The 26,113-nt window shown below is 43.3% G+C and carries 32 protein-coding genes and 1 pseudogene; 4 read left to right on the top strand and 29 right to left on the bottom strand.

Going from position 1 to position 26,113, the window contains the following annotated elements; genetic code table 11:
• Positions 1-7: 7 nt before the first annotated feature.
• The gene (gene tlp, locus B0W44_RS05430) at positions 8-229 is read left to right on the top strand and encodes a small acid-soluble spore protein Tlp (RefSeq protein WP_077719130.1); all 222 of its coding nucleotides are present in this window, start codon (positions 8-10) and stop codon (positions 227-229) included.
• Between the two features lie 57 nt (positions 230-286).
• On the opposite strand, the pseudogene B0W44_RS17725 reads toward tlp, so the two are convergent.
• From B0W44_RS17725 to B0W44_RS05415, 4 genes and pseudogenes are all read right to left on the bottom strand, one after another.
• A pseudogene (locus tag B0W44_RS17725) lies at positions 287-658 on the bottom strand (sigma-70 family RNA polymerase sigma factor); the annotation flags it as partial.
• Positions 659-672: 14 nt separating this feature from the next.
• Positions 673-2,172 carry a recombinase family protein gene (locus B0W44_RS18320; RefSeq protein ID WP_077719128.1) on the bottom strand — a complete coding sequence of 500 codons (1,500 nt, stop codon included), beginning with the start codon at positions 2,170-2,172 and terminating at the stop codon, positions 673-675.
• 235 nt (positions 2,173-2,407) lie between these two features.
• Positions 2,408-2,587, bottom strand: a complete 180-nt coding sequence (locus tag B0W44_RS17710) for a hypothetical protein (protein ID WP_149026938.1) — start codon at positions 2,585-2,587, stop codon at positions 2,408-2,410.
• Positions 2,547-2,813 (bottom strand): LexA family protein, encoded by a 267-nt coding sequence (locus tag B0W44_RS05415; RefSeq protein ID WP_228441544.1) that lies wholly within the window; start codon positions 2,811-2,813, stop codon positions 2,547-2,549. The genes B0W44_RS17710 and B0W44_RS05415 overlap by 41 nt, the downstream gene beginning before the upstream one ends.
• Before the next feature lie 147 nt (positions 2,814-2,960).
• On the opposite strand from B0W44_RS05415, the gene B0W44_RS05410 reads away from it, so the two are divergent.
• The 3 genes from B0W44_RS05410 to B0W44_RS05400 all read left to right on the top strand — a co-directional run bounded on the left by B0W44_RS05410 (position 2,961) and on the right by B0W44_RS05400 (position 6,395).
• Entirely contained in the window at positions 2,961-3,278 is a 318-nt protein-coding gene (locus tag B0W44_RS05410; protein WP_077719126.1) for a YhjD family protein, read from the top strand.
• Between the two features lie 97 nt (positions 3,279-3,375).
• A complete protein-coding gene (locus tag B0W44_RS05405; protein WP_228441541.1) occupies positions 3,376-4,464 on the top strand; it encodes a thermonuclease family protein in 1,089 nt (362 codons plus the stop codon).
• Between the two features lie 266 nt (positions 4,465-4,730).
• On the top strand, positions 4,731-6,395 hold the full coding sequence (locus B0W44_RS05400) for an IS1634 family transposase (RefSeq protein WP_077719125.1): 1,665 nt from the start codon (positions 4,731-4,733) through the stop codon (positions 6,393-6,395).
• Positions 6,396-6,462: 67 nt separating this feature from the next.
• On the opposite strand, the gene B0W44_RS05395 is transcribed toward B0W44_RS05400, so the two are convergent.
• The 25 genes from B0W44_RS05395 to B0W44_RS05280 form a co-directional block, all read right to left on the bottom strand.
• Entirely contained in the window at positions 6,463-6,711 is a 249-nt protein-coding gene (locus tag B0W44_RS05395) for a holin (RefSeq protein WP_077719124.1), read from the bottom strand.
• A 3-nt stretch (positions 6,712-6,714) separates the two neighbouring features.
• Positions 6,715-7,821, bottom strand: a complete 1,107-nt coding sequence (locus B0W44_RS05390) for an N-acetylmuramoyl-L-alanine amidase (protein ID WP_077719123.1) — start codon at positions 7,819-7,821, stop codon at positions 6,715-6,717.
• 28 nt (positions 7,822-7,849) lie between these two features.
• Positions 7,850-8,047 (bottom strand): BhlA/UviB family holin-like peptide, encoded by a 198-nt coding sequence (locus B0W44_RS05385; protein WP_228441538.1) that lies wholly within the window; start codon positions 8,045-8,047, stop codon positions 7,850-7,852.
• 34 nt (positions 8,048-8,081) lie between these two features.
• Complete coding sequence (locus tag B0W44_RS05380) at positions 8,082-8,297, bottom strand: hypothetical protein (RefSeq protein ID WP_077719122.1); 216 nt, start codon at positions 8,295-8,297, stop codon at positions 8,082-8,084.
• Positions 8,287-11,658: a phage tail spike protein gene (locus B0W44_RS05375; protein ID WP_149026937.1), complete on the bottom strand. Its 3,372-nt coding sequence runs from the start codon at positions 11,656-11,658 to the stop codon at positions 8,287-8,289. Before B0W44_RS05375 ends, B0W44_RS05380 begins: the two co-directional genes overlap by 11 nt.
• On the bottom strand, positions 11,603-13,030 hold the full coding sequence (locus B0W44_RS05370; protein ID WP_077719120.1) for a distal tail protein Dit: 1,428 nt from the start codon (positions 13,028-13,030) through the stop codon (positions 11,603-11,605). The genes B0W44_RS05375 and B0W44_RS05370 overlap by 56 nt, the downstream gene beginning before the upstream one ends.
• A gap of 4 nt (positions 13,031-13,034) precedes the next feature.
• Complete coding sequence (locus B0W44_RS05365; protein WP_077719119.1) at positions 13,035-15,269, bottom strand: phage tail protein; 2,235 nt, start codon at positions 15,267-15,269, stop codon at positions 13,035-13,037.
• A 70-nt stretch (positions 15,270-15,339) separates the two neighbouring features.
• Positions 15,340-15,882: a hypothetical protein gene (locus tag B0W44_RS05360; protein WP_077719118.1), complete on the bottom strand. Its 543-nt coding sequence runs from the start codon at positions 15,880-15,882 to the stop codon at positions 15,340-15,342.
• Positions 15,883-15,922: 40 nt separating this feature from the next.
• A complete protein-coding gene (locus B0W44_RS05355; protein ID WP_228441535.1) occupies positions 15,923-16,495 on the bottom strand; it encodes a bacteriophage Gp15 family protein in 573 nt (190 codons plus the stop codon).
• The gene (locus tag B0W44_RS05350) at positions 16,496-16,879 is read right to left on the bottom strand and encodes a DUF6673 family protein (RefSeq protein ID WP_077719116.1); all 384 of its coding nucleotides are present in this window, start codon (positions 16,877-16,879) and stop codon (positions 16,496-16,498) included.
• Between the two features lie 38 nt (positions 16,880-16,917).
• Positions 16,918-17,385 carry a phage tail tube protein gene (locus B0W44_RS05345; RefSeq protein WP_077719115.1) on the bottom strand — a complete coding sequence of 156 codons (468 nt, stop codon included), beginning with the start codon at positions 17,383-17,385 and terminating at the stop codon, positions 16,918-16,920.
• Between the two features lies 1 nt (position 17,386).
• On the bottom strand, positions 17,387-17,785 hold the full coding sequence (locus B0W44_RS05340) for a phage tail terminator protein (protein WP_077719114.1): 399 nt from the start codon (positions 17,783-17,785) through the stop codon (positions 17,387-17,389).
• Positions 17,785-18,114, bottom strand: coding sequence for a minor capsid protein (locus B0W44_RS05335; RefSeq protein WP_077719113.1), 330 nt, complete (start codon positions 18,112-18,114; stop codon positions 17,785-17,787). Before B0W44_RS05335 ends, B0W44_RS05340 begins: the two co-directional genes overlap by 1 nt.
• Complete coding sequence (locus tag B0W44_RS05330; RefSeq protein WP_077719112.1) at positions 18,114-18,455, bottom strand: putative minor capsid protein; 342 nt, start codon at positions 18,453-18,455, stop codon at positions 18,114-18,116. The genes B0W44_RS05335 and B0W44_RS05330 overlap by 1 nt, the downstream gene beginning before the upstream one ends.
• A complete protein-coding gene (locus B0W44_RS05325) occupies positions 18,456-18,848 on the bottom strand; it encodes a head-tail connector protein (protein ID WP_077719111.1) in 393 nt (130 codons plus the stop codon). It lies immediately after the preceding gene.
• Between the two features lie 8 nt (positions 18,849-18,856).
• A complete protein-coding gene (locus tag B0W44_RS18955) occupies positions 18,857-19,297 on the bottom strand; it encodes a hypothetical protein (protein ID WP_077719110.1) in 441 nt (146 codons plus the stop codon).
• A 26-nt stretch (positions 19,298-19,323) separates the two neighbouring features.
• Positions 19,324-19,455, bottom strand: coding sequence for a hypothetical protein (locus tag B0W44_RS18895; protein ID WP_257788064.1), 132 nt, complete (start codon positions 19,453-19,455; stop codon positions 19,324-19,326).
• Between the two features lie 11 nt (positions 19,456-19,466).
• Positions 19,467-20,339 carry a hypothetical protein gene (locus B0W44_RS05315; RefSeq protein WP_077719109.1) on the bottom strand — a complete coding sequence of 291 codons (873 nt, stop codon included), beginning with the start codon at positions 20,337-20,339 and terminating at the stop codon, positions 19,467-19,469.
• Between the two features lie 14 nt (positions 20,340-20,353).
• Positions 20,354-20,929, bottom strand: a complete 576-nt coding sequence (locus tag B0W44_RS05310; RefSeq protein ID WP_179947368.1) for a hypothetical protein — start codon at positions 20,927-20,929, stop codon at positions 20,354-20,356.
• Between the two features lie 87 nt (positions 20,930-21,016).
• The gene (locus B0W44_RS05305; RefSeq protein ID WP_077719108.1) at positions 21,017-22,201 is read right to left on the bottom strand and encodes a phage minor capsid protein; all 1,185 of its coding nucleotides are present in this window, start codon (positions 22,199-22,201) and stop codon (positions 21,017-21,019) included.
• Entirely contained in the window at positions 22,191-22,460 is a 270-nt protein-coding gene (locus B0W44_RS05300; RefSeq protein WP_077719107.1) for a helix-turn-helix domain-containing protein, read from the bottom strand. Before B0W44_RS05300 ends, B0W44_RS05305 begins: the two co-directional genes overlap by 11 nt.
• A 4-nt stretch (positions 22,461-22,464) precedes the next feature.
• The gene (locus tag B0W44_RS05295) at positions 22,465-23,907 is read right to left on the bottom strand and encodes a phage portal protein (RefSeq protein ID WP_418304074.1); all 1,443 of its coding nucleotides are present in this window, start codon (positions 23,905-23,907) and stop codon (positions 22,465-22,467) included.
• A 56-nt stretch (positions 23,908-23,963) separates the two neighbouring features.
• Positions 23,964-25,265 (bottom strand): PBSX family phage terminase large subunit, encoded by a 1,302-nt coding sequence (locus B0W44_RS05290; protein WP_077719105.1) that lies wholly within the window; start codon positions 25,263-25,265, stop codon positions 23,964-23,966.
• Entirely contained in the window at positions 25,258-25,686 is a 429-nt protein-coding gene (locus B0W44_RS05285) for a helix-turn-helix domain-containing protein (RefSeq protein WP_077719104.1), read from the bottom strand. Before B0W44_RS05285 ends, B0W44_RS05290 begins: the two co-directional genes overlap by 8 nt.
• 57 nt (positions 25,687-25,743) lie before the next feature.
• Positions 25,744-26,031: a YjcQ family protein gene (locus B0W44_RS05280; protein WP_077719103.1), complete on the bottom strand. Its 288-nt coding sequence runs from the start codon at positions 26,029-26,031 to the stop codon at positions 25,744-25,746.
• Positions 26,032-26,113 lie beyond the last annotated feature (82 nt).

Here is a 26,113-nt window from a genome sequence, read left to right as displayed (position 1 = left end):
AATACTTTTGGCAAAACCAGACGACCGTTCCGACAACGTTGAGAAGTTGGAAAACATGATCGGACATACGCTCGATAACATGGATGATGCTCGCGATTACCTCAAAGCTCACTCAGAAGAACTGAGTGAAGAACAGAAAAGACAAATCAGAGCGAAAAACGAACGCAGGGAACAGAGCATCGAAGGCATGCGGAGCGAAATCAAAGACGAGGCGAACGACCAAAAGTAACGCATCGCACATAAAAGACGGTGTTCCTGCAGTGGGCGGGGAACACCGTCTCGCCTTTTATTCTGACGACCGGTAAAACTCGTGAAACAATTTCATCAACGCCCGCTTTTCAATGCGGGAAACGTAAGAACGGGAAATGCCCAGTTTGCGGGCGATTTCACGCTGTGTCCGTTCCTCGCCGTTATCCAGTCCGAAACGGCCGCGTATCACTTCTTGCTCGCGTTTGTCTAAGATGTGAATGTGTTGATAGATTTTGCTCTTCTCAATTTTCAGTTGCACTCGCTGAATCACGTCGTCAATGTCCGTTCCGAGCACATCGATCAATGTGATTTCGTTCCCCTCTTTGTCCGTTCCGATGGGATCGTGCAGAGAGACGTCTTTTCGCGTTTTTTTCAACGATCGAAGGTGCATCAAAATCTCGATTCTAATGTCATTAGAGGCGTTTAGAAAGTGTATATCTCAATACCGTCCTTATATACCCTAATCTCCTTCACTACATATCTAATCAATGCCTGCTTATCGTCAAAAGACAGTTCTTCCTTACCATGATTTAAATAGTACGCAGCGGCCTCTTTTATAAGGTTGGCGCTATATTGCTTATTCGACAGTTCGCTATATCTTTTCTTTAACTCTTCTAATTCTTCTGTTAAATGCTCCTCTTTTCGCTTCAACCCTTTCAATGATTCTCGGATTTCTTCCTGACCGATCTCCAAACCTTCCGCAAACAGGTTGAGAAGCCGCTTACGGCCCTCTTTTGCCTTTTTAATTTCAGTTTCTAACCGAATGATTTCAGCCTGTTCAAAATCAACCTCATCCGTCTCATCTTCTACCGTTGCAATCTCATCTGGGTTGTTCAACCAATGGGATATTTTATCCCACACATCTTTATCAAGTTTTTCACACCTAACCCGCATACCACAACCGGGATGCTTTGCTCCAGAGTAATTTTTCTCATCGGTATATATAAAAACATCTGCCCCCCAGTTACGATGTTTTCTTCCGGTCATTGTATTACCACATTTGGCGCATCGAAGAAGTCCGCTAAGAAGGTATCTTCTTTTGCTTTGTTTTGTCCATCGGCGACGAGATTCGGAGAGCAGATTTTGTGCATGGTCAAAGGTTTGACGATCTATAATGGCAGGACAAGGAACAGGTATCCACTCTTCCCGAGGTCGCTCTTTCATAGGTATGCGTTCATCTTTTGGCTTGTGTTTGTTACCAAGCATTCCTTCCGTGTTCCACCTATTCTGATAGAATTTTCCAATATAGGCTCGGTTCATGAGCATTTGTCGTACTACTTGGCGGTGCCACACATTTGCACCACGCTTGGTGGGAACACCTTTCTCCGTTAAATATTTTGCTATCCCGTTGATTCCGCGGACAAGGTCATTAGGCTTCGTAAAAAGATCAAATATGAGACGGACAATTTCCGCCTCGCTTTCATTGATGATAAACTGTTCGGTTTCTTTATCGTAGTCGTAACCGTATATCTGGTAGTCCCGGACGACACGACCTTGACGTGCCTTCTCCCTTCGTCCACGAGACATCCGTTCATTAATTTTGGCCTTCTCAAATTCAGCAATAGCACCACGCATACTGTAAAAAAGCTGCCCTTCAGCAGTCTTGGCATATTCACCGTTCACAAATATAAGTTCAACATCAAGACGATCAAACTCATCCGTTATTATTAATTGGTTCATTAATTTTCGGGATAGTCGGTCAGGATCGAGGCAAATTACTTTAGAAATGATTCCTTCTTTTACATCATTCCGCAACTTTGTCAATGCCGGCCTGTCTAAAAACTCTCCGGAAAATCCATCATCTATGTATTCAATAACTTCATTCGTTCTCGCTTTCTTTTTGCACTCCTTGATTTGGTCTTGTAAGCTGAAACCTGTCCTTGCTTGTTCCTCTGTGCTTACTCTTGCGTAAATCCCGATCACCGAGTTTCTCCCTCCTGTACTTCCCTTTAAGATAAGCATAGCAAGCGTGGCGACACTTGTCAGCAAATTCACCCTCGATGATCTTAACATGCATGGGCGCATACCCCCTTATTTCTCAGGATATGCGCCCTCTGCTTGTCAGCTTTACAAAAGGGAATCCTTAATGAAGATCCGAAAAATTTATTATTTATTAGATCTTCTTATCGTTCCCACTCGCCCCCACAGTCTTACTAAATTACTCTTTTATCGTTAGCTCAACGGTCCCGTCATCGTTTACTCCCTCCACCTCAACAATTACGTAACCGGTTCCATTCACGTGAACGGGCATTTTGTCCCCGGTCTTAAACTTCTTTGAATTCTTCTTCATCATAAATTTAACAAACTCTATAATCTGGTTCCTTTCCTCTTGTTCCATGCTTAACCCGCCTTTCAATCCTTTTAATAATTCGAATTGTTCTCGGTATCTTTGGTTCCCACGTGACAAAGCCTTTTCTTTTTAACTTCTTTAATAAGTCCTGTACCGTGCTCGGCGATTTGCTTCCGATCATGCTGCCAATTTCTCGGACAGTAGGTGGGTAATTGTTTTCTTGTGTAAACGTAATGATTGCATCAAGAACCTCTCGCTGCCTTCTTGTTAGCAAAAATATCCCCTCCTAGTTCTTTATTATATACGAATGTTTGTTCGCATTCAATTCAAAAAACCTCACGGATAGAGGTGTGGTTTTTTCTTTGAAAATAACCACAAATTGAATATAATGGGAACAAATGTTCCTACAAGAGGTGATCGTATGGGCACGCTAACCGATCGAGATCGGAAGCTGGCGCGGGAATACCTCATTTTCAGATCTGCACAAAAAGCACTTCGGTATGATCGGGATAGGATACGTGAGAATGGACTGAAATTTCGGTTGATTTATGAACAGCTAATAGAAAATGTCCTAAAGAGTGTAGACGCCAAACTGGACAGATTGAGCAATGAGCTTATACGTGTGTCCAGAACAGATCAGGCGACAGTATATGATGTGCGGGTGAAAAACCGACGAGGATATATAGAAGTGTCTGCAGTGGATGTAGTGAAGGAGGTTGAGAAAATGTTTATCAGATGATCTGGTTCTAAATAGAGTATATCTTTAGTGAACACTATGATAGAATTTATAACACTAAAAGGTTATAATGTTCAGAAATATATAGGGAGGGGTCTAATTGGACGACTTTTTTCTATTGCTGTTTTTCGCAAGTATTATTCTTTTTTTCTTAGCTTTTATCAAACCAAAAAGGTTTATATTTTGGGGTAAAGTTCGGAAGAGAAGACATAGCTTTGTCTACCTAGCTGTTACTTTTTTTAGCTTTATAGCGTTCGGAGTTACAACTGACGCAGGCACTACAAATGATACAACAGCAGACATTGCAAATAATGAAACAAAAGTTGAACAAACTGTTAAGGAAGAAAGCACGGATGTAAAAAACGAGAATACCGGAAAACAGGTAACACCCTCTAATGATGAGTCTAAAACCACTACCGCCGAAAAATCGACAAGTTCTAACACATCAAATAAGAAATCAACAGCTTCCAATGACAATAGTAAAGAAGAAAGCTCATCAAAAAAGAAATCAACCACTACAAAAGAATCAAAGTCAAATCAAGTTGAGGTAAAGTTAGTTAAAACAGTGGATGGAGATACGATAAGGGTAAATTACAACGGAAAAGAGGAGACTGTGCGATATTTATTAATAGACACCCCGGAAAGTAAGGATTCGCGATCTTGTAAACAACCATACGCGGAAGAGGCTTACAACCGCAATAAACAACTCGTTAACAGTGGAAAACTAACTCTTGAGTTCGAAAAAAGTAAGCGAGATAAATACGACAGGTTGCTGGCATATATATTTGTGGATGGGAAATCAGTACAAGAAACGCTTCTCAAAGAAGGTCTCGCACGTGTTGCATACGTATATGAACCACCGTATAAGTATCTCGATCAGTACAAGAAAGCTGAAAACGCCGCAAAAAGTGAAAAACGAAATATCTGGGGGAAATCCGGGTATGTCACGGATGATGGCTTTAAGGGGTGTGTAGAATCAAAAAAATCAACATCATCTACGAAGAAAAGCACAACAAAGAGTAATCCATCTAAAAAGGAAACTTCTTCAAAAGATACAGGTAGTGGAAAAGAATCGTTTGCTAATTGCACTGAATTACGTAAAGTTTACCCGGATGGTGTACCAAAGGGTCATCCAGCATACCAGCCAAAAATGGATCGAGACAAAGACAACTGGGCTTGTGAAAGGTAAAAAAGCAAAATTTTAGGCCAATATAGCCCCACCTCACACGAGATGGGGCTTTTGCATTATTTCGTCACACCTTCATGTTTATTCACAGCCAACTCAAACCCCGAGTTCGACAGTAAATAGGCACAAATTCACTTTTTAATAAAATGTATTTCCTATGATATCAATCTTTTCGTGGATTTGTGCTTAAAATTTTTTGAATTTTACATAGGCACACGTTTAATAAAATTTGTGTTTACATTATAATGTTTATGAATTATAATATAGGCATGTATATTAGAAGGGTGACTCGCAAAAACAAAGATGGATCAAGAGTTTCGTACATTCAGCTCGCTCATAACGTGTGGGATCCGAAGGCCAAATATGCGAAAGCGAAGGTGATCTATTCATTCGGTCGTGAAGATGATCTCGATATGGACGTACTCGAACGACTGGCCCAAAGTATCAATAGATTCCTCTCACCCGAAGAGGCACTGAAGTCGAAACAAAAAATTAGAGATACAGCTGAATTTTTATTCCGGTCTGTCAAGCAACTGGGTGGCATTTGGCTATTTGATCAACTTTGGAAAAAATTAGGGATGGATACGATTCTCGAAGAGATTTTTAAAGAGCGCAAGCACGAAATCAATTTAGAACGTGCCATTTTTGCAATGGTCGCAAACCGTGCGCTTGCCCCTTCCAGTAAATTAGGAATGGAAGAATGGATATCCGAAGATGTCTATCTCCCTGGGCTTCCAAGTGTTCATTGCCATCAGCTTTACCGTGCCATGGACGAGTTATTGGATGCCCAAAGCTTGTTGGAAGATCGTGTATTTGACAATGTTTCCAACCTGTTCAATCTGGAAGTTGATCTTCTCTATTTCGATACGACATCCAGTTACTTTGAAGTCGCTCCCAACGAAACCCCGGAAGATGACGATTTTCGGCTTCAAGGATACTCGAAAGATAAACGTCCGGACCTCGTACAAACGGTGATTGGACTAGCGGTTACACGTGAAGGCATTCCCATTAAAGTGTGGTCTTGGCCAGGAAACACGATGGATATGAATGTGATTGAGGAAGTGAAGAAAGATTTGATGGGTTGGCGCCTTGGGCGCATAATCCATGTGATGGATCGTGGTTTTTCCTCCGAAGAAAATCTACGCATCCTACAACGTGGTGCCGGACATTATATTATTGGCGAACGGATGCGGGCAGGCAAAAAGGATGTGGAAGCTGCACTTAATAAACGTGGACGGTTCCATGCCATTCGTGAAAACCTCTTAGTAAAAGAATCGATTGTTGGAGATGGCGAAGCCAGAAAACGCTATGTGATCGCCTATAATCCGGAAGAAGCCGAACGTGACCGCCGTCAAAGAAAGGAAATCATCTGTGCCGTTGAGGAGCAGCTTGAAAATTTGAAACAATTACCGAATGAAGCCCACCACAAACGGGCATGTGCTTTACGGGTGCATAAAGTGTACGGGAAATATATCCGCCAATTGAAAGATGGTACCTTGAAACTGAATAAGCAAGCCATACGGGATGAAGAGAAATACGATGGCAAATACTTAATCCGGACATCAGACGATACGTTATCCCTTGAGGATATTGCGTTAGGGTATAAGCAGTTACTTCAAGTCGAAAGCGCTTTTCGAACGTTAAAGTCCACATTAAACATACGGCCGATGTACCATCGGCTAGAGAGACGAATTCGAGCTCATATCATCATTAATTGGCTGGCACTTTTGCTTGTCAGGTTGATTGAAAATGAAACCGGCTCGAGTTGGGATTCCGTGCGTCGTGAGGTCCAAAGGCTTCAAGTGGGTCATTTCACCACGAAGGATGGAGATCTATATCGTACGACGACACCAACCGCCAAACAGAAAGAGATTTTCAATAAAGTAGGCGTGAATCTGCCTCCTGAAATTTTAGAAATCAAACCGAAAAGCTAGTAACACAATAATTATGCCCTTTTTACCCCTCAAAACCTTGATACACAAAGCTTTGAGGGGCATTCGTTTACCTAGCAACTGTCGAACTCGGGTCAAACAAGCCCGTCGCTGCCAATCCTGCCAATCCTCCCGACCATAATCGCAGTACCAATTCCAAGTCAGTGAACGGATAAGCCACTGCTCCGACAAACAGTCCGATCACGAGACTGATCGCCGGAATGACATTTTTCGGAACCGGTACCGATCGCTTCACCAATTCGACAAGTGCCGTGATGATCGGTGCCAAGATTGTGGCGAAAATGAGTACTTGTTCCATGGCTTACCCTCTCCCCTCTAATGACTTTTTCGTCTCTGGTCCTGGAATACCATCAACTTTAATTCCCGCATCACGCTGGAACTTTCGGACTGCATTGGCTGTCTCGCTACCCATCACGCCATCCGCACCGTATTTCGGCAACTTGTATCCAAGTGCCAACAGTCGGTCCTGAAGCTCCTTGACATGCTTTCCACGTTCTCCGTTTCTGATGACGGAACCATTCCAATGACGGAAGCGGAATGATGATCCGGAGTAGTTTCGTAATGCACGGTAAGTTTGCGGCCCGGCTATGCCGTCCACGGGAATGCCAGTTGCTCTTTGTGCTGCCCGGACAGCTCTTTCTGTTTCATCGCCAAAATGGCCATCTGCTCCAAACTTCGGGAGACTAAAACCTTTTGAGATCAACATGTTCTGCATAGATCGGACAATCGGGCCGCTATCGCCTTTCCGAAGAATCTGACCTGTCCATTTTGTGCTACTGCCTTTACTAGATTTAGTAGAGGATTTGCTGGGTTTCGATGGTTTAGACTGACCACCCATTTTCTTTTTTAACCCAAAATACTCCGCAACTCCTTCTGCTATCGCTTTTCCTGCGGCGTCTAGCACCTTATCGTCACGAAGCTTTTTAATGTCAATCGTGGAGTCCATGAACCCGCCTTCAATTAGGACCGCTGGCATTTTTGTGTTTTTGATGACGTACAAGTGGTTCCCTCTCTTGATTCCTCGATCCCTTAAACCGTATGCCTTCAGTACTTTTGCATGGATGAGTTGTGCCAGTTTCTTTCCTTTGGCGGACCCAACGTAATAAAAAGTCTCTGTTCCGGTCCAATCACCCCATACCCCTGTGTTTGCGTTGTGGTGACAAGATACATAAATATCTGCCCCCCACGTATTAGCTTTATTTGTACGGGTTGATAGCGGTACATCCGTTTTTCCAGATGGATCATCAAGGCGCATAATCTCTACACCTTGGTATTGTTTCAAGTACTTGATAGCAGCTAAAACGACTTTGTTGTTAAAATCCCACTCATATTCACCGTCTGGCGTGCGCTTTCCCGGTGTTGCCCCAAAACCACCGTGTCCAGCTCCAATTGCTACTTTAACAACCATAATCATCCCCCTCTAAAAAATTAACCACCTACCTCCGTGGTAGCCGGTCTTTGATTTCCCGCAGCTCATCGATCACGATGTCGTATCGTGATGCGAACTCGTTCAGCGTCTGATGTAGCTGTTTCTCGCGTTCTCGGTTGTTTCGCATAACGTAAATGAGTAGCCACACAAAAAGGACCGCGAACGGCCCCTGTGTGAGAAAATATTGCATTACATCTATTTCCACATATCCCCGCTCCCTCCATGCAAAATAAAAAAGCCTATTCGGCTTTACCTAGCTCTGCTAATTTCGCTTTTGTTTCTTGCGCTTTTTCGTGGCTTTCCACAACCTTTTGGGCTTGATTTTTAATTCCCTCCAACTTCTCAATCTGTTCCTGCAACTGTTCGACTTGCACCTGAAGTATTGCTATTTGTTGCGCCTGTGCCGCTATTTGCGCGGATAGTTTTTGTATTACTTTGTTTGCATCAATGTTCATTGTGTTCTAACTCATCCTCCTCTTTTACTTTTTCCATGTATTTTTCTTCGTGACCGATTCGTTTCCCGTACACCCAACATGCAACGTCCACTTGTTTTTCTCCGATCACGCGAAGTTTGAAGCGTTTTGGCTCACGCTCCAACACTTGTACCCTACCTCCGTCTTGCGTTATAGGAAACACGCTATAACCGTTGATCGTCTCCGCGAACATAGGATTAAGCTCAATCCAATGCTCACCGGGCTCGAGTGTCGTCTCTATTACGTCCATGAAACGGCTGTCTGGCGTCTCAAGTGCATACATGAGACGTTTCCCGTAGTTTTCGGTTTCGACAACTGCTGACTTGCTGCCCGCTACTGTAAAATCGCGGTAAACATACATACCACCGCCGCTTGTATAAGCCCTAAAGTCGACTATCCGCTGATCATCAGAGTTCCTTATTGAAAAATTTTTTTGCGCCGTTAAAGCTTTTAAACCTAATTCTGTTGCAGAGCCTGTACCGTATGACCTGAATTCCCAAGCTCTTTCAATGTTAAGACGGAGAGCTGTAGTCCCGCTAAGGGGTTCGACAATAATCGGGTCGTAGAAAACAGACTGTCCTCCGTACACTGTTAAACCGCCAAAGAGTGCGGCGCCATCTGTCGCCGATATTGAGAATTCAGAAACACGGCTACCATTATACGCTATCAGATTGACGTTCGCATTGTTAGAAGTGTTGTGCGCTTCGACAAAGGCGCCTTTATACAACGATCCCCAGCCGACTTCATCAGATGCGGCTAATGCAGACTGATTCGGGGAGTGAACTAAAATTTGATCGCGGTTATTATCGTATTGAGCGGTTGTGACTTGTCCGGTATAGTTGTTATTTCGATAAAACTCAATATTGTCTACACCCAGATGCGCTCGCGTAGGCCCCGTCCCGCCGATTGTCACCTGTCCTGCGTCCAAGGTCCCGGTAATAATATTGCCATCAACCATGCGCCGCATGTTAACCGCGTCGAAAAGATAGTGAGAGATATTATTTGCGTCGTCGTCTAAGACACGAATTGTCGGGGCCATCGTGACAGCTCCGGCTGGAATATCCGCTATCAAACTTAATTGTGTCCACTGTCGTACGGGAATGTCTACTCCCGGTTTCCATGTCTGGCTACCCGCAAAAGCCAAATAGTTTCCGTTTGCATCTTCGCAACGAAAGGCTAAATTGAGCCTGTTCCAAGTCACTCCGCTAGGCCCAGACGGCCTAACCCAGACAGTCATGTAGTAGCGCTCTCCCGGTTGCACCTCTATAGTGTGGTCGCCGTTCAGATATATTCGTTGTTCGCCCCCAAGCTCTTCTGCATCGCATTCGAGCGAGGGTTTCCCTTGCACGAACGACTGTTCCCCTGTAAGTAGCCCCCATCTTCCCATGAAGACGTGATGAGGTTCAATAGAATCTATGAAATTAGGGTTGTCAATCATATTATCTAGGTTGCCCACCATGAGCTTATCTGTCGTTATACTCTTCGATGCGATATGCTCTGATAAAATAGCCCCCGCCGCTATAGCATTCGCTGTGACGGCATCAGCCGCTAAATGATTTGCCGTCACTTCGCCAGCCGCAATATGCTTGGCTAAAATAGCGTTCGCCGCAATCGCTTGCGCTCCGACAGCTTCGGCTTGGATCGCTTCCGCGTACACTGAATTCTCGGCTAAATTCTCCGCTTGTACCGCGTCAATCGCCAGTTTTGTTGCGTCAATCACACGGTCAGGAAGTTGTTCTTTGTCAATCATGCCTTCCAATTCTTCAAACGACGACGCCGACAGTTTCTCCCATTCCAACCCATTCCACCGTCTAAAAGTGGGCGGCTCGGTACTATTATCAAACCACAAGTCTCCTATTTCCGGATTTTCGGGAGGCGTAGGGCTAGATGTTATTTGTTTTTGCGCATAGTTAATCGTAAAGTTTTCCGAATAAATTTTCGCATTTTCTTCCGCCTGATCGGCTTTCTCTTGCGCTCCGTCCGGCGTTTCCGCGCCCACTTCATCTGCGCGCGTCGGAGTGATTTTGACCCAATCGTTTTCCTCTTCGTCATAACGCTTTAACACATTCGGTATTGTTGTAATGTCTAACCATAAATGCTCCGTATTTTCTGGGGGCGAAGCGCTTCTGTGTATTTTTCGTTCCGCATATTCGGATAATTCCGCCCGACTTATTTTCTGTTGTATTTGTTGTCGCAATTGTTTCCATATCGCTCGCACTTCTTCTTCCGTGTATTCAGTAAAATCGCCTAAAACAACCCTTTTTCTTGATCTGTCCCTAAGGCTTCGCTCTTGCGTGTGAACTCTCGCCTCAAGGTATAACGGCGGACTGAACTTCTCGTCTTTGATTCTGATCGTATCGCCGAATCGAATTTGTTCGTTTTCCAGTTCCGGGACATTCTCGACATCTGAAATATTTACTTCATATTCCACAATTGCATTTACTCTTTTTTCTAGTTCGTTTTCAGTTAATTCCCGCAACCGCGATTCTGTCATATCTTGATCGGTCGATTCCGGTTCATACACTTCAATGAGATGCCGCCCCCCACGACCCCAGCGCTGTAACGCGTCTAAGTCTTCGACGAACACCTCGAGTCGTGTACCGTCCTCACGCTCTGGTCCAAGTCCAATAAGCGCTGTTACAACTTGATCGGTTTTTTCTTTTCGTTCTATCCCTAGTAAATCTTTACCAAACACTATTTCGCGCCCGCGCCATTCACCAACCTGTTCAATTAAATCCACATAACGCCCGATAATCCGGTAGTGGTCTATTTCTACGCGGAAACGCAATTCAAGGTCAAACTCACTCGCAATTTTACGTAACAAGTTATACGGGTTTGTGTGATTTTCAATGTGTATCGTTCGAATATTTGTAAAAGTAATAATCCCGGGCCGCCACTCTGTATTAGATAGGGCAAAATCAACGGCGGATTGCGGTGTTTGTCCGCTCAATGTCTGCGGTTCGATCACTTTCTGTTTTTTCAGTTCTAAATAACTTGCACTTGCGTAAACCGCTTTTGTTCGATCAGAGTGTTGTATAACTTCTTCAATAATAAATTCGAGAAACTCACCGTCTTCACCCGGGATAACTATCCTATTTCGGTCAGCGAGATGTTCGGAGTACGACTCATCGGAAAACGTGGTAAAATCGAACGTCTCCACGCCGTTCAGTTGTTTTAGATGCGTATCATCCCAAAAATCGCTGATCGTGTCGAGGATGACATCAGTTTGATGATCGGTTATGTGTATAACAGTTTCCGATGGTGACATTTTTACAACCTCGCCTTCTCTATATAAATCTTTTACGGTATCGAAGTTTCGTATTAAATGAATCCGGATGAACAATTAATTGGTTGTTCCCGCGTTTTAATTTAAAAAACTTCGCCCCAAAATCTTTTAAATCTTTTCGCGGTTCTCCATTCAATAAAATATCTTCGTTCGTATGATCAAACACAATACTATCTCCCTCATGCGCGATATATGGAACTTGATCATCAGCGGGATCATTGATTTTCCATACTTTCAAGTCTTTGATCGCTAGATCAGTTGGGGGATGATCATCAAATATCCCCATATGAATCTGCACTTGCGCAATAGGTTGTGAAAATTCTTCGAGCGTATCAGAGTACCTCACAATTCTCCGGGCATGATGTGTTCCATCCGGGCGCACTTTCCCAACATATAACATCCATAGATTTCCTATCCGCTGAAATCGAAAAATACCGTCAAAATCGTTCCAAAGCTCTCCCGTTGCTTGTGATGTTGTTTCATGTGTATAAATCAACTGTTCAGTTCTTTCAGGATTCTGCAAATACCCTCTCGCTCTATTTCGTTTTATTGTTTGCCACGCGTCCGACATCTTAATATTCGCTACTGTACGATTACTCGAATCAAGCAAATAAACATCTACACGTCCAACACCTTCGGTTGTATTAAAATTTTCTACAAGTATGTCAACGCGAAAGTCTTGTAAAAGTTCAGGTAAACTGCGTCTTAATGCCGGACCGTACCATTTAGCTTCGGACGGTTCCCCAAAATCGCTGACCACAAACTTTCCGTCGGCAGACACCATAGTCCCAGATATATCACCATCTATATCCACCCCTTCCACCCAGCCGACCGTACTGTTCATCGCATCGTGCAAAATTCTTTCTTCGCGCTCAAAAGCAATTTCTTCCGCGCTAACGGGTCGTCCAATCATCATATAGTCTTCGTCTTGATTCTGTATCATCGCGAATGTCACGGGTTCCAATACTTCAAGTTCAAACACCGGATCGGCTTCTGCTGTCCCTTCATTCGTGACCGTGACGACATCAGACGGGAATTCGACAATAACCTCGTCGCTGTATTTGTACGGATCAGGGCAGATAATCGTAAGCTGCACTTGATGCAAAAACGTATACTCATTGCCTTCTCCTGTCGACTCAGGTATGCCATAATAAATCATATCCGGCTCATCTGGAAAGATAATCGGAACAGGTTGATTGACATCTAGAATCGCATTCAGTTGATCTAATTTCGTGCGTAACTCTTCTCGATTACTCGCTCTGATATCAGCTTCAATTTCTATTACTCGTGGCGGACGTCTCTTCTGCGAATAATAAGCCCCATCCATAGCGGGAACGTCAATCAACGTAAGTTCGCTCGGTGAAATACCTCTGCCATGTATTTCTTTGATACGCAAATAAGGGGAAAGGTCAATTCCGTTAAATATCATAGAATCATCTCCTGAAACGCTCTAATCTATAGCTTTTTCTGTCTTGCACTTCCGTGATATCATCCACGTATGTTTCGAATTCGCGTCTTCCCAACACTAGTCGAATAACAGCGGGTTGTTTATTATCTATTGCACGAGAAAATATAGGACTTCCGGCACTTGCAGAACCGCTAGCCGTTGCAAACGACGCTGTAGGCATCAAGTTGCCCAACGGCGGTTTAATTCCACGCAATTTAAGAATTTCTGGGACGGGGGTTGCGGTTTGTCCCATCTTTTGAGCGGTTTTTCTGATGCCGGGTAAAGCTCTATCGCCGCCAATTTCTAACCCTTTCCCAACCATTTCCATGATCCAAATAGCGAGTTTGGACGGAGATGAAACACCAAGAGCCTTTTTAATTGTATCTCCTATCCCGCTAGCGATGCTTTTTGCTTTTTCCCATACAGCAGCAGCCATTGATCCAATTCCTCGAATCAACCCTTGAATAATGTCTCTCCCGACTTTATACAAGTTAATCCCGCGGAAAAACGACATCACTCTATTCCAAATATTAGAAATAGTACTGCGGACATTATTCATTGTGTTTCTAACGCTGGATAACATGTTCCGAAAACGTTGTGTAACGCCTTGCCATATACCTCTGACTACGTTTAAAACAGTTTCGCGTAAGGAGTTCCAAATAGAAACTCCAGATGCCCTCAAACTGGTAAATATGTTTCTCGCTTGATTGAATAAGTTTCTAAAAAAGCTCAGAACTCTCATGACCATATTGGAAACAAGGTTTTGAGCGTTCGTGCCAAAGTTCTTGAAGAAATTTACGATGTTTTTCCACATGTTTTGAACAATCTTAACGCCATTTTTCAATAAATTTAGAAGTATTTTCCTGATTCCACCCAAGAAAGAGAGCGACAACCAACCGATAATTAAATCTATCGCTCCAGAAAATATCTTTTTGATGCCTTCCCACATTTGCGAGAAGTCCCCGGTGAAAATTCCGGTAAAGACTTGTATCAATCCCTGAATAACGGATAATGCACCGCTTATAATGTTTTTAATAGCATCCCACACAATTTGAATAATAAACTGAACTGCTGGCATCACCGCTTGAACAATTGTAAGTATAAATTGAAAAGCATTTTGCGCCGCTTGCATAATTTGGTTTCCGTTCTCTTGCCACCACGCAACTAACTGCCCCCAAACATTCATAATGAAGCTAACAACTTCTTGAATAATCGGCATAACGAATGACTGTAACGCCGAAAAGACGTTCATAAAACCGTCTCTCACTTCATTAATCGACGGTAGCCACGGATCAATCGCGTCCTTGACCATTCGAATTCTATCTGCTACGACTAAAACCATTTCAGCCATCCACCCAAAAACAGCTTGGATGACAGGTTTTAAATTGTTAATAGCACTTTCGATCGATCCTGTACCACCTAACGCTTCATCGATTGCTCCGATCACATCAGCGACGCCAGTGACAATCCACGTACTTAAGTTAGTCCATGCTGTCCTGATCCCACCACTAGCAGTTCTCGCTTGGTCTGCAAACCCACCTGTTTGGTTGCTTAACTCGATTAATTTATTGTTAAATTCATCGAACGTTATTTCTCCGCTTTTTAACGCTTCGTAAAGATCATTCTGCGCTGATTTACCAGCGAAACCGAACGCTTTCGCCACATCGTTCAGCGCAACGCCCATCGTTTCTTGCAGAGTCCGCCATGACTGCAGGTCCACTTCGCCTTTCGCCAACATTTGCACGTATTGTTCTAGCCCGCGCGCCGCATCAGCTTGGCTCGCACCCGAAGCCAAAAAGGCGTTATTCAAGGCCAGGGTGGTTTCTACAGCTCCATCTAAATCGCCTGTCATAATTGCAATTCTTTGGGTGGTTTTAGCTACTTCGTCTAATCGAGTTGGTAGTCCTTGAACACCATCCGACAGCCTTTGTATTGCTTTTTCAGACGCTTCTGCATCAAACCCCATCTGTTGCATTACACGAGGGAAATTGTTCAATGTGTCATATCGATCTATAGCTCCGTCAAGTGATCTAGTGACTAAATCAATCCCTTTTTTTGCGACATATACCAAACCCAATGCCGCTGCTAATTTTCCAACGACTGCCGCTCCTCTTCTAGCGGTTTGTCCTAGACCACCTAATGATTTATCGATATTTGCGACACCTTTTGCCACTCTTCCGTCGTCGAGTATGACATCTATTACGACCCTGCCATCTGCCATTTTTCTCACCTGCCTTTCGGCGCAATAAAAAAGAACCCCGTTTTCGGAGTTCTTGAATCATCACATTGTATTATTCCGGAATATCGACTGTTATCGTCTCGCTACCTTCTGTTTCAGTGTTCGGAGTAAAAATGATGTCAATCGGCGTAGTTTTATCCGTTAACTCATAAGTCAATTCTACGCCCCACAAACCACCTAATGCATTCGGGAAGAATACGTCATTAGAAGACGATTTATTTTCCGGATTCCAAGCATCGTTGATTTCTTCTAGTTCATTATCTCCCTGTTTTACTTCAAATGTTGTCGCAACAAAAAATGTCATTTCATCACTACCGTAATCATACGCATTGTTCCGCCATTCTAAACTAATATCAGCTAATATTTTATTATCCTCTTCATACACTCTGACTTTCTTCAAGTTTACGTCAAACTGCTCAAAACTTAATTCCTCATTTACATCAATCTTCACATCAATTTGTTTCTCTTCTTTTTCTACTTCTTCCTGTTTTGGTTTGTCTTCTGCCTCACTTTTCATTTCATCGGCCGCTTGTCCCCCGCATGCTGTCAACAAAAAGATCGCCAATACACTTGCAAACATCAATTTTTTGCTCAAGACCAATCCTCCTAGCCACTTTTTACTTAATATTAACATATTAATCGGATTGATCTTTTAATTTATATATTTCTTTTAGTTCCATTATTCGTCGACGTTCCTTTTCCATCCCTTTTCCTTTTGGCAATTCCATCGTTCTAATGTTTAAAATTTCTTTAAAGTGCGTATCGTTTCTCAATCCAGATAACAAAGCCTTAAATTTATACCAGTGAAGCTTTCCCTGCTCTTCGATCAAATCAATTCCATAATCTTGCATAAAAGAGGCATATATATACTCGGCGTCTTCTTTTAGCGAATATATAACCTTTTCTTTTTTCTCCGGCATAGGATTCCCTTGAATATCCAAGGCAGGCTCAGCTTTTTCTCCTTCTAAAATAACTTTTTCAAAAATTTCTTTGAAAATCTTTGCTTTCTTCTCGATATCATAATCTAATTCAACGCTTAAAAGCATGTATAAACCTATCTCAATCTTTGTTATGTCGTCTAATTCATCATCATTAAGCATGTCGATAAGCCGTATAACATTATCAAAGCTCATATCTAACTCGTATTTTTCACCGTTAATTTCTACAGTGTCATCTATCGGATAAGCAAGTGAAAGCACGCGCTTCACCTACTTCTTTTTGTTGCTTATATACTTTTGCGCCTTTTCTTTTTGAGTTTGAGAATACCCCTTGTTTCTTAACTCCTCCTCAATGCCGACTACGATCTGCTCTAGGTATTTCATACAAATGATTACCGAAGGGGATAGCTCATAAATTTTCTCAAATGATCCGTCGCCTAAAATAAGACTATATCCACGATGCAATACATTCTTCGCGGCTTCAAGTGCTTCCTTGTCATTATCGATTGATTCAATGTTTTCAAGTTCCTTTTGAATCTTCAATGCATCTTCTCGAAACTTCTTTATCGATTCATCCGACACATCAAAAGAAAATTTCAAATCCCCGATTTCGACAGGAATCTCCGGTTTTTCCGTTTGAATTTTTATAGCCACATTATCCCTCCTTAAAAATATGTAAGGGTAGGATGGACCTACCCCTCTACTCCACCGCCACCATTTCCGTCACCGGGTGTGATGTCCGGCTTTCTGTCCCACGCAATTGTGCAGTTGAACGTCGCGTATTCTGTCGCTTCTCCTCCTGTCACTGCAATGTCAGTTACTGTTGCACGCCCTTCAAGCGTGTCGCCATTTGTTCGCACTTGCTTAAACATAATTTTCCGGCCTTCACCTGTCTCAAACTCAAGACTCTTGATAAACGACATAGCCGGATCTTCATCATCATAAAACCCTTCGAATGTGTAAGTTTTCGCTACGCTGATCACATCTGTTTCAGGCGTCCCATCACCGTCGTAATACCCTACACTTTCCGTTTCTTCTTCCGAATCATCCGTAACGGTTGAAATCCATTTCGCCAAACGAAAATATTCCGGTTCGGTTGACCCGTCGCTAGGTATAGCGCCAACGTAATATTCCGTCAGAGCGTTCTTTTGTCTCGCCACATTAGCTCACTCCTTCATAAATCGTAATTTTTGCGCTAATCGAAAGCTGGTAAATAAAAAAACCGTCCTCATCCTGCATCACGAGTGACGGTAATGATTGTGTGGTAATTCCCTGAAAATCGTAACTTCCGTTATCGCTCGGTAAATCTGTTAGATTTTCAAGTGTTTGATAAATCGTTGTTAAAGCGTTGAAACAGTTATTGTGATTCCTGCTTTTCGCATTCACCTGTACTTGATAATCCTTGTCCCGCACGCCGTCGAAATAGACCGTTTCTTCCCCGCCGGGCATTGACATAATGGACAGGCTTTCTTCTTCTCCTAACACGCCGATCTTGCAAGGCGCATAAAGGTCAAGACTGTTAATGAGTTGATTCAGCTTCAACATAAAATCAAGTGTCATTACTTCATCGCCCTTTTAACAACTCGTTCCCACGATCGTATGTGAATTGCTTTCGCTTTTTCGTCCCATTTTGGCCCCGTGCCCGGCGTGGTGAATTTTGCGCCATAGTTGTAGTACTGTCGTCTAGCGTAAGGAACGTTCCAAACGATAGACTTGTTGTCCGGCGATACTGCCGATTGGTTGCGTAAGTCTCCTGTCAACAATGGTGCATAACGGTTCGAGTCAGCATGAACCTGATTCGCCAGAGCATATTGCCCTAGCTTAGTCATCTGCGAAACCCGTTTCCCGACACCTCTTAAGTCTTTTTTCACATTTACTCTGACTGCCATCAGATCACCTCGAGTTCGTAGTGTCTGACCTCGTTTTTGTGCGGATAAAAGCAGGGAATCACTTTTTGAAGTATCATATCCCTGCCGTTGAACTGAATTTTTGATCGTTCCTTAAAATCAAGAACAGGGTCACTATGTGTGACGTCTACAAAAATAACCGCATCGGCTAAAACCTTTGTTTGTGTTGTATCGCGGCTAAACACAGTTGAATTGTCAAAACGCACGTTTTTGATCACAATCGGATCATCGTATATCGGGTTACTCCAATCATCCTCCCCGAGATACTCGTAATACTCAATCGAATGAATGAGCCAACGCTTCGGCAACGGACCGATACGCATTTAAACCACCCTCACGCCGCGATAGAGAAGCCCTGTCCCTGACAAATACATCAACACATCTGGAGACACGATACTAAATTGCGTCTCATCCTGTGACGTTCCTCTGTATCCTCGTGATACAGTCGTTCTCCCAATTGTGACGGTAGACGGTTCGTTTAATCCATGTGACGACGTTGCCCCTATGTCATGGAAATATTCAATCTGGGCGGCAACAGCCTTTTTGAACCTTCCCCGACGGAACTCAACATCATCCTCAATGTCATTAAACACATAAAAATCACGAGTGACAGCATTCAAAACATCACTCGCCTTGGGCAATAGCCGATTGAATTCGTCTTCCTCGATCTCAGAGAATCCGAATTGAGTGTATTCGTCATATGTCAAATATGCCATTCAATCACCTACACTTCTGGCCACGGCACTCTGATTTCGGTACTGTCAGTCATATGAAAAACAAGTTCGTTCGTATCTGCATCAAACGTGATGTCGTCGATTCCACGACCGTCAGCACCGTCTGCTCCTGCGGGGCCTTGGGGACCTTGTTCCCCTTGAGGACCCTCCGGCCCTTGCGGCCCCTGTGGACCTTGAGGCCCTCGCAAATTACCAATCACGTTCCATGCGCCGTTTTGGTTTTGGTAGAAGTCGCCGCTATCAGTATCAAGGTACACATCTCCCGGCGCTCCCAGTGATGCGTCTGGCGCTCCTTCACCAAAATGAAATCTCATGCTCGCACCACCTCCGCTACCACCGCTTTGGAGCAATTCTACAATGTTGTAGAGTTGTCCGTCCTCTCCAATCACTCTACCGCTTCGTGCGGGGTATTTTTCGATGTCATAAGCCATGCAATCACCTCAAAGAAGAAAGCACCCTACTGAGAGGATGCTCTCTTCGTCTTTTTAGGCTTCTCTTTTACCTCTTCATATCCCTGTAGCCGCAACTCGTTCTCCTCACGCGGGTCATTCGTTCGGATAATCACGTTCCCTTTTTTGAATTTCTTCATGACGTGACCTCCTATGCTTCTACATGCGAAACCACAATGCCGTCCGCTTTGTTTTTCATCACAAACAAGTCGTGATACATGCGGTTCTGATAGAGATATCCGTCACCCTCCGTGTGTTGTCCCGGAGCAAACAGGTATACGCTGTTCACTTTCGTTTTCGCCACAATAGCCCCTTTATAAACGATAATCCAGTTGATTCCTAACCCAGTTGCCGTGAACCCGCTGGTGAAATCGTGTTCCGTGTTGAAGCGTTCGGCGTCCCAAACCTCTACAAGCTGTACGCCGTCAAGAGACGTGACACGAGTTTCGATCGCCGTCCCCTGATCTTGAACGTTGATATTGCGCTGAAAATACTCAGAGCGCTCCAATGCGTCCATTGCCTCACTTGAAAGGTACGCAATGAGATTAGACGGACCGTATTTCCGCACTTTCAAAATATCGGCTTTCAAACGTTGAAACACATTCGTTGCGTCAATCGCTTCTCCAGTGGCTAAACCTTCATCAATCGCGTGTGTCGCCATTTTCCCGAAGCGGTATGCATCCACTTCCGGCCCCGCTTTTTCGGTCAGGAAAACACGGGTAATATTTGCTGCGCTTGCCGCTTGGTTACTTTCGTCGACATCCATTTGATCAACAAAAAATTCAACGTCACGGTCAAACTGAAGCGTATACGGCTCATGAGTGACCGTGACATCTCCACGATTCCAACCGCCGTTTCGGCTGTGGTTTTGATACCCCGTCACGTCAACAGTCGGTACGTGGAACGTTTTCGCTCCCATCCAGTTGACATTCGGTGTTTCCAAAGCGTTAGTAAGTGTTGCTTGCGTTAAAACCTGATCTAATTCTTGTTGATAACGTTCAGCGTAGTTAATAGCATTTGCCATATTTAATCAACCCCTCATTTCCCAAGTAATGTTTTAGCGAAAGCGTCCATATTGCCTTCTTTCGTGTGTTGTCCCGTCGTGAAAGACGGTTTTTGCTCTTGCTTTTCTTCCGCAAAATGCGGGTACTTCTCAATGACTTTCTTGATCGCTTCGTTCATATCTGTGTCATCATCGACAAGTGTTTTCGCTAATACGACAACATCCTCAACAGATTCAGCCTTAACACCCGACTTCATGGCGGCAATTTGCGCTTTAAGCGAAGCATTTTCTTCAGAAACGGAATTATAATCAGATTCCAACTTCTGAAGTCGTTCGGCTTGTTTTTCAGCTTCGCTCTTTTGCGACTCTTGCCATTCACGGAATTTTTCCAGCCCCTCTTTTGCGGAATCAAAGTCGTCAATGCCTAGCTGCTTCAACAACTTCTCCTGTGCTTTTTTAGCCTCTCTGGATACGATGTTGTTCACATCTTCTTGCCTGAACAGTTTTTCCTCTGCTTTTTCGGGAGCAGTGCCCGTTTCTTGCTCTCCAGCCTGTTTTTCTTCGGCTTGCTGGTTAGCCGCTTGTTGTTGTGTGTTTTGTTCTTCACTCATTTTGAAGCCTCCCGTATGGGTAATTTCCTTGCGTTTTATTTAACGTCCACTACGCATAAACGGACAAAATAAAAAAGCCCTAACGGCTTACGCAATCACTCTTTCTCTATCATATCGTCTTGGTAGATCATGTTCTTTGATAAACTCTCGTATTCTTGCCTGTCTGGCTCTGACAAGTCTTCTATACCGCTGTATCAGTTCTTCATCTCCTAATTCCTTCGCGATATTCAAAGAGCGTTTTGCTTTACGAATCTGACGTTCATAATAACGCTGTTTTTGTGAAAGCTGATACCTTTCTTGAGCTTCTCTGACATTGTATTGAACTTGGTTATTTTCGCTGATTCCTTCAAACCAAGCGTAAAAGCGATGTCGACAATTAACCCCCCGCAAACCCCAAAGCTCTCCGTAACCGAACTCGTATACGCTCGGATATTTTGGATGGCTCGACGGATAGCTGAGCGATGCGACTTTTCCCTGTATACGAGAACAGGCTTCCCGTGGATCAGGAAGACTGCTAACTAGAACTAAGTCTGTCCCGTACTCTTTCATTCGATTTATCGTTAACTCGTTATACAAAGTGTTTACCGTTGACCGAATTGTCGCTTCGGCGTATCGGTCTAGGCTCCATATCCGACCGCTTCTGTCAACGAATCCTGATTGTATGCCTCGTTCAGCCCATTTTATAACAGTTTCAGCCACGGCTTTATTGATCGTGATATCCCCTGTCAATACCCGACTTACCGCTTCTTCGACGATACGGCGATACATCCTCGCAACTGTTCCTTCGCCGTAATTCGTTGTGATTAGCGTTTCATTGATGAACACATTGAAATCACGAAAAACTCTATTTTGAAATTCGCTAACTGTCCGCTGATATTCTCTAGATTTCCTTAACCGCTGAAAGCCGTAGATCATTGCGCCTAATACAACAAAAGTCGCTAATATATCGCTCTTTCCTTCTGCTTTCGCTTGATTGTAGATTCTCTCCACGTCTTCATCAACAGTGTTAATTGTTTCATCTCCGACCTCTTCAAAGATTTTTCTGATTTCCTTTTCGGCAAGACCAGTTGTTTTAGATAACATCTTTATTGTCTCATCATTTATTGAATTTAACTGCTGTATTTTTTCAGCTTGCCACTCAAACGCTTGTTCTCGTGTAATATCATCGTCTGTTTTCAACCGTTTGGCCATCATTAAAAATATTTCCTCTTCCAGGGTACGGTAAATATCTATGACGGGTTGAGTGAATATGTCTAGTTGGTTAGGATTCATTTAACCACCTTCTGGCGACATAGCTTTTTATGTCTTCTTCGGTTATATATCCAATTCTGACAAAAAAATCTATATAATCCACATCCAATTGTTTACATATTTTTCGCAAAGTATCTAAAGAAGGGTTGTTGTGGCTTCCTGTTTCTAATTGAGACAAATAAGGCTGAGAAACTCCAGTTCTCCTTGCCAACTCTCGCAAAGACAACCCTTTTTCCTTTCGTTTTGATCGGATGAATTCTCCAATCGACTGTGATTCCATTCAATCACTCCCTTGCACCAAACAATACTGATTCGCTTTGCAATTCCTCGAAGTCAGGAGAACCTTGCCGTTCTTCTGCGTATATCTCTTGTAACAATTGTTCTGCGTCTTCTTCTGTCATCCCGTGTATTCGCATGATTGCACGTTTACGGCTTTGTAATTGATTCGTAACAAGTTGAATCTGTTGATTGATTTCAGCACTCTTGTCTTCTGCTATGCTGTCATCGAAGGATATGGCGACTTCATAATTCTCCGGCGCTGAAAAAATGTTGTATAGTTCAGCAATTGCGACTATCGAATCAATCAATTCTTGCAAACTAGCTTCGATAATGACTTCATGGGACTGCTTGCTCTTAAATGTTTTTGATTGCTCACTGATGACCTCGGTTGCTGTTTTCATGCTCTCGCCATCAAAAGTAAATGTCCCTGCCGAGAAACCAGTCTGCATCGCGAACAGATTGAGCAATGCGTTAATCGCTTCAATATGTTCTTCGACCCTCAATTCCACGGTCATGTCTCTAATGTCCACATCGTTCTCATCAGCGTTGAGCGCTTCATATGTTTCGTCGCTGGTATTGAAATAACGCTTCGGCTCACCTGTCTGTGGATCAATGACTACTTGGACCATGTGAGCAGGGACGATAATTCGCTTTTTGCCAAGCCTGAACTCTCGATGCAAGCTGTCAAACGCCGTGTCGATAGCTTTCATCGTGTCAAGAGCGTTCGCATAGATGCTAATGCCCAGTGGACTTTGAGTGTCGATATTGTTTGCCGTGTTTGGCTTGAAATACGTGAAAATCGGTTTCGACAAACCGCTTATTCGTACTTCTTCTTCCAGATCAGGAAACAATGTCGATAAAGCTACTTTTATGCCTAAGTCCTGTCCGTTAGATTCGTACAATTCGTTCCGGATGACGTATTCTCCGTCTTCCCATACGTGCCATTCCAAGTGAGTGTACTTCTTGTCACCTTTTTTGTACTCCGAAGGGAAAACAGCTTCATAGATCGTCTCATTCTGCCACGTTAACGGGATGAAGCAATCCGCTGTAACAAACGACAGCCTGATTTTCTCATCTTCCACATACGGCTTGATCACCATGCCGCCGAGTGCGAATGAGTATTCGAGATAGTCCTGAAACTTTTTGTAAAACTTATTTTGCTTAAACACTTCTTCGATGTTATTCGCTAAAGTATCATCGCTTATACTGATTTCACATTTTTCGTTGAACACGAGAGAAGCCATTTCCGCAGCAGATGCTTTAGCCATGTTCAGGCTTTCCATGATGCGTTGTTTTCTTCCTTCAACCGTCTGATACGTTATATTGTGCCATTTTTCATAGTATCCCTTATAGAGACTTTTCCAAATTTCTATCTGCTGAAACATTTCCTCGTTCAATGTCACATCTTTGTGATCAGACAGTTTTTCTATTCCTTTCAGCAGTCCCATCCGGTACATCACCTGCCTTATCTTGGCGATTAGGCCTTTGAACATGTCATCACCGCCTAAAATTTCAACCCTAACTTGCGCAAGTTGTCATTCACGTAGTATTGGAACGCATCGCATGTGTGATCGTCTTCTTTAACCACTTTCGGGTCGTCCGATTGTAACGTATCCGCATCCCATTGATATTTTCTATGTTCTTCGATAAATATCTTGTTGTTTTCCGTATCCAAATAAAAAAACCTGCCTTGAGCCAGCAAGTCATGAACGTTGTCGATCATATCCACTTTTTTCTTTTTCGAGATTGGATGAAGCCTGATCGAATAATCCTTGAAAACTTGGTTTCTCAGCGCACCCTCTGCCGAATCAATCGTCATTCTGTCGATCGATTTTTTGTATGTCTCTCTTATTTTCGTTATCCACTCGAAAAAGTCCTTCGACAGGTCGCTTGGCGCTTTCTTCACGGACTTGTTCTCCGGCGAATAGTACCACGTGTCAAGCAAAATAACGTTTCGTTTTTTCGTCAACGCAAACGCGCAATGAACCGTCGCCGACACTTGATGCCCTGTATCCGTCGCAGTATCGATGAGGAGTATATCATCGTCATCAGGGAGTTCATCCAACGGGTGAAAGTGATTCATGTTGTATACCATGTCTCCCAGCCCGATGATCTCCCCTTTGTACATCCAAAGCCAGTAATCATAGTCATTCTTTTTGTAATTCTCGATTTTTCGTAGCAGTTGCTTTGAAAGAAAACCTTTTTCGTCCTGAAGATATGTCGAATGATGAATAAAGAAGTCAGGGTCATTCACTTTGCTTTCTTTCCACTCGTTCACCCATGCGTAAGGGTTTCTGGGTGGGTTGTACGAATAATAAACCTTTACCTCTTTTCCGTCTAAATCCTGCCGAATAAACGTATCTTCAACCGTGTCTATATCCTCTACTCCGTCGAATTCGGCTAATTCTTCAAACCATAACGCCATCACATAGCCTTTCGCGATGATTGTTGACTTTAATTTCATTGGATCGTCTACACCGTAAAAATAAAAAGCCGTCTTTGTCCGACGGTGCGTGATTTTGAGTGGCGATTTCCCAAAATAAAATTCATTCTCCACGCCAAGCATGTAGATTGCCCATTTAATCTGTTCATAACAACTCGTAGAGAGGTACTTCCCGACCTTACGTAAACAAACAACGTTCCCCATATCGTCTTTCAGGAAATCTGCCACTAGTTTCAAAGAGATAACCGATGATTTCATCGAGGAACGTCCGCCGGATAACACCACGTTCGGCTTTTCCGTTCTCCATACAGGGTAAAAGTTTCGATTGATTAAATCCGTGACCTTAACTATAGTCTCATTCATCTGTTTCTACCTCTGGCACGTCGTCAACGATAATAACACGGCTCGTTTGCGGTTCTTCGATTTCTTTCCGCTTTAACTCAAGTTCTTGTTGTTTCAATTCAAGTTCCTTTGCCTTTAACATCTTGTCATGAAGTGTCCCGATGAGAATTGCGCTGTCTCTAGCACCCGTCCGCTTTATGACCTTTTCGGATTGAACGTGTTGCATGTAGAGATATATTGTCTTCCACGATTCCTTTATCCACTGTTCTTTTTTCTGTTCTCGTAAAGTCTCAAGACCATCTGCATCTTCCTTACTCACCTTATCTACTGTCGCCCATGATACACCCACTTTTTTCGCGACTGCATTTTTAGCATACCCTTCTGCCAGCAACTGCCTTATCTTCTCTTTTTTTCGGTCGTTCAGCTTAGGGCCTCTCGCCATTTACATCACCACCGCCTCCTTTATTGTCATTCCAAAAGAAAAAACGCCCTTTGGGCGCTATAACTTCAACCAATCTCTTATTTCTTTTAATCCTTTATATGTTTTTGATAGTTTGCTATTTGCTGATAAATAATCTTCCCCTTTTTCTGTTACATAAGCGGTTCCTTCGAACAGACAAGGTCTATCATCAGCGTACATGAGACCTTTCAGATAACCCTCTCTGTCAAGATAGCGTACAGTCTCGTCAAAATCATCCTCCGAAACCCCAAAATCCTTCTCTGTTAACCTTTTATTCCCGCTGTTAATTTCCTTTAATATCGCATACCTTAATTTTTTCTTGTTCATACCATCATCTCCTCCTGCCAAACTTAATTCGACAAAAGGGAGGATATTCCTGCAAAAGAAAAAGCACCACGTGGGTGCTAAT

It is taken from the genome of Novibacillus thermophilus (genome assembly GCF_002005165.1).
GTDB classification, from domain to species: domain Bacteria; phylum Bacillota; class Bacilli; order Thermoactinomycetales; family Novibacillaceae; genus Novibacillus; species Novibacillus thermophilus.
The sequence above is the reverse complement of the archived record's forward strand: the minus strand, read 5'-3'. Positions and strand labels throughout refer to the sequence as shown.

Excerpts from the sequence above, each read along its gene's own strand:
- B0W44_RS17710 (WP_149026938.1), bottom strand. The coding sequence starts at position 2,587 with ATGGAACAAGAGGAAAGGAACCAGATTATAGAGTTTGTTAAATTTATG.
- B0W44_RS05410 (WP_077719126.1), top strand. The coding sequence starts at position 2,961 with ATGGGCACGCTAACCGATCGAGATCGGAAGCTGGCGCGGGAATACCTC.
- B0W44_RS05400 (WP_077719125.1), top strand. The coding sequence starts at position 4,731 with ATGTATATTAGAAGGGTGACTCGCAAAAACAAAGATGGATCAAGAGTT.
- B0W44_RS05395 (WP_077719124.1), bottom strand. The coding sequence starts at position 6,711 with ATGGAACAAGTACTCATTTTCGCCACAATCTTGGCACCGATCATCACG.
- B0W44_RS05390 (WP_077719123.1), bottom strand. The coding sequence starts at position 7,821 with ATGGTTGTTAAAGTAGCAATTGGAGCTGGACACGGTGGTTTTGGGGCA.
- B0W44_RS05380 (WP_077719122.1), bottom strand. The coding sequence starts at position 8,297 with ATGAACATTGATGCAAACAAAGTAATACAAAAACTATCCGCGCAAATA.
- B0W44_RS05370 (WP_077719120.1), bottom strand. The coding sequence starts at position 13,030 with ATGATATTTAACGGAATTGACCTTTCCCCTTATTTGCGTATCAAAGAA.
- B0W44_RS05365 (WP_077719119.1), bottom strand. The coding sequence starts at position 15,269 with ATGGCAGATGGCAGGGTCGTAATAGATGTCATACTCGACGACGGAAGA.
- B0W44_RS05340 (WP_077719114.1), bottom strand. The coding sequence starts at position 17,785 with ATGACACTTGATTTTATGTTGAAGCTGAATCAACTCATTAACAGTCTT.
- B0W44_RS05335 (WP_077719113.1), bottom strand. The coding sequence starts at position 18,114 with ATGGCAGTCAGAGTAAATGTGAAAAAAGACTTAAGAGGTGTCGGGAAA.
- B0W44_RS05330 (WP_077719112.1), bottom strand. The coding sequence starts at position 18,455 with ATGCGTATCGGTCCGTTGCCGAAGCGTTGGCTCATTCATTCGATTGAG.
- B0W44_RS05325 (WP_077719111.1), bottom strand. The coding sequence starts at position 18,848 with ATGGCATATTTGACATATGACGAATACACTCAATTCGGATTCTCTGAG.
- B0W44_RS18955 (WP_077719110.1), bottom strand. The coding sequence starts at position 19,297 with ATGGCTTATGACATCGAAAAATACCCCGCACGAAGCGGTAGAGTGATT.
- B0W44_RS18895 (WP_257788064.1), bottom strand. The coding sequence starts at position 19,455 with ATGAAGAAATTCAAAAAAGGGAACGTGATTATCCGAACGAATGACCCG.
- B0W44_RS05315 (WP_077719109.1), bottom strand. The coding sequence starts at position 20,339 with ATGGCAAATGCTATTAACTACGCTGAACGTTATCAACAAGAATTAGAT.
- B0W44_RS05310 (WP_179947368.1), bottom strand. The coding sequence starts at position 20,929 with ATGAGTGAAGAACAAAACACACAACAACAAGCGGCTAACCAGCAAGCC.
- B0W44_RS05305 (WP_077719108.1), bottom strand. The coding sequence starts at position 22,201 with ATGAATCCTAACCAACTAGACATATTCACTCAACCCGTCATAGATATT.
- B0W44_RS05300 (WP_077719107.1), bottom strand. The coding sequence starts at position 22,460 with ATGGAATCACAGTCGATTGGAGAATTCATCCGATCAAAACGAAAGGAA.
- B0W44_RS05295 (WP_418304074.1), bottom strand. The coding sequence starts at position 23,907 with ATGGGACTGCTGAAAGGAATAGAAAAACTGTCTGATCACAAAGATGTG.
- B0W44_RS05290 (WP_077719105.1), bottom strand. The coding sequence starts at position 25,265 with ATGAATGAGACTATAGTTAAGGTCACGGATTTAATCAATCGAAACTTT.
- B0W44_RS05285 (WP_077719104.1), bottom strand. The coding sequence starts at position 25,686 with ATGGCGAGAGGCCCTAAGCTGAACGACCGAAAAAAAGAGAAGATAAGG.
- B0W44_RS05280 (WP_077719103.1), bottom strand. The coding sequence starts at position 26,031 with ATGAACAAGAAAAAATTAAGGTATGCGATATTAAAGGAAATTAACAGC.